Origin of the sequence: Arthrobacter sp. HMWF013 (genome assembly GCF_003061105.1) — a bacterium.
In the GTDB taxonomy this organism is placed as follows: Bacteria; Actinomycetota; Actinomycetes; order Actinomycetales; family Micrococcaceae; genus Arthrobacter.
In genome coordinates this window covers 1-2,191 of record NZ_QAIQ01000208.1, presented here as the reverse complement: position 1 = coordinate 2,191, position 2,191 = coordinate 1, and the positions used below count along the sequence as shown (strand labels likewise).

Below are 2,191 nucleotides of genomic sequence, written 5' to 3'. Positions count from 1 at the left end.
GCGTTGCAGTAGGTCCGCGCTTCAGGTCCGGCGGTTCAGGTCCCGTGGTTCTGCGCCGGCGCGTCCTCGCCGTTCCTCTGCAGGAAGGCGAGCACCGCGGCGACCCTGCGGTGTACACCCGTCGCGGGGAGGTGAAGCTTGGTGAAGATCGCGTTGACGTGCTTCTCCACGGTGGAGGAGGACAGGTACAGCGACTTCTCGATGCCCGCATTCGTCTTTCCCTGGGCCATCTCCCGCAGCACGTCGAGTTCACGCGGGGACAGGTCGGCCAGGGGATTCGCCGCGGCCGCACTGCGTCGGCGCACCAGGGTATCCACGATCTGCGGGTCGATGACCGAACCGCCCTCGCGCACCTCACGAAGGGCGTGGACCAGGTCCTCGAGGTCACCGACCCGGTCCTTCAGCAGATAGCCCAGTCCGGCCGAGCCATCAGCGAAGAGCGCAAGCGCGTAACTCTGGTCCGCATGTTGTGACAGCACCACCACACCGGTGGCCGGATGGGTGGACCGGATCACGCGGGCCGCCTCAATCCCCTCCATGTGATGGCCCGGCGGCATCCGGATATCGGTGAGCACAGCGTCCGGGGAGAACCGGCGCACAGCGTCCAGCAGTTCTGCGGCGTTGCCCGTGCAGGCGACCACATCGATTTCGCCGGAATCCTCCAGCAAACGGCGGATCCCCTCGCGGACGAGGTAGTTGTCCTCGGCGATCACCACCCGCAGCACACTTGGCTCAACCACCTCGATGCTCCTCCCGCTGGACGGGGAGCTCCACCTGCAAGGTGGTGCCGGACGGATCATGGCCCGAGATATTTACAGTGCCGCGCAGGGCCGCCACGCGGTCTCGGATGTTCGCCAGGCCTCCGGAGGTTGCCGGCGGCGGTTGGCCGATTCCGCAGCCGTCATCGGTGATCGTGATCCGCAGGTGTCCGTTCAGCCGTTCGAGGCCCACGGAGACGGCAGTCGCGTGGGCGTGCTTGGCCGTGTTGGCAAGCGCCTCCCGCACCACGTAGTACGCGGTGGTCTCCACGTCCTCCGGGAAGCGTTCAGCGCGGACACCGTCCGCGGCTTCCACGTTCAGCGGAATCGGGAACCTCGCCGCGCTGGACTCGATGGCTGCCACAAGGCCGTTATCACTGAGCACGGGCGGGTGGATGCCGTGCGCCAGCTCCCGCAGATCGGACAGGGTTTCCCGGGCCTGTTCCTGGAGTCCGGTCAGCTCGCCCGGCGTGAGCTCACCCCGCTGGAGGCGGTTCCGGGCCAGGCGGAGCCCGGCGATCTGCGCCACCACGTTCTGCTGGATGCCGTCGTGCAGGTCCCGCTCGAGGCGCTTTCGCTCGTCGTCCTGGGCAGCCACCAGGCGTTCCCGGGATGCCGTCAGATCGTTGAGTTGCTCGGCGAGTTGGGCGCTGAGCCGAACATTGGCAACCGACGCTGCGGCCTGGCCGGCGACCGTGCGCAGCAAGGCCCGTTCTGCGTCGCTGTAGTCCCCGCGCCTGCGTGGGCCGACCTCGATCCGGCCCAGGGTTTCATCCGCGCGCACCAGCACGCACGAATCCACGGGCTCCCCTGCCACGTCCCCGGCCGCACCCGTCGGCGACTCGGCGAATCCGCCGTCGGGCCCTGCCAGCCGGATGCGTACCCAGCCGGCGTCAAGGCCGTAACGCACGGCTTCCGCCAGCCGGGTGAGCAGCTCACCGGGCTCCACGGACTGCTCGAGCTGGCGGCCGAGCCGGCTGAGCAGCGTCAGCTGGCGGTCCCTGTCGCCGAAGATGGCGCGCTGGATCCAGTTCCCCAGCCAGCTGCGCAAAGGAAGCAGGCATATGGCGAGGACCGCGGTGAGCAGGACCGCACCGATAACGGTCAGGCTGTCGGCCAGCAGCACTGCCGGCGTCGCGGCCCCGATCCCAAAAAGCACGGTGATCAGGAGACCGGATGAGCGTGCGGTCAGGCGCCCGCGGTCACCCGGGGCGATGTCGAAAGCCCCGTACCGGAGGATGCCGTGGATGGCCGCGAGGGGAATGGCAATGAGCGATACGAAGACGGCCACCGCGGCGGCGTCGTTCCAGGGCGGCGGGGCGATCGTCCACGGGACGAAAGCGATGAGGGACACCGTGACCACCCAGGTCACCACGCGCATGCGTGCACGGACCTCGGCTTCGCCGAACAGTGCCCTTGAGTAGAGCACCCCG

2 protein-coding genes are annotated in these 2,191 nt (G+C 68.6%); both read right to left on the bottom strand.

The features are described from left to right. Positions 1-35 precede the first annotated feature (35 nt). Positions 36-740: a response regulator transcription factor gene (locus tag DBR22_RS08860; protein ID WP_258229106.1), complete on the bottom strand. Its 705-nt coding sequence runs from the start codon at positions 738-740 to the stop codon at positions 36-38. Next, positions 733-2,191, bottom strand: a 1,459-nt coding sequence (locus DBR22_RS08855; protein WP_219928097.1) for a sensor histidine kinase, incomplete at its 5' end; no start/stop codon positions are given. The genes DBR22_RS08855 and DBR22_RS08860, both read right to left, overlap by 8 nt.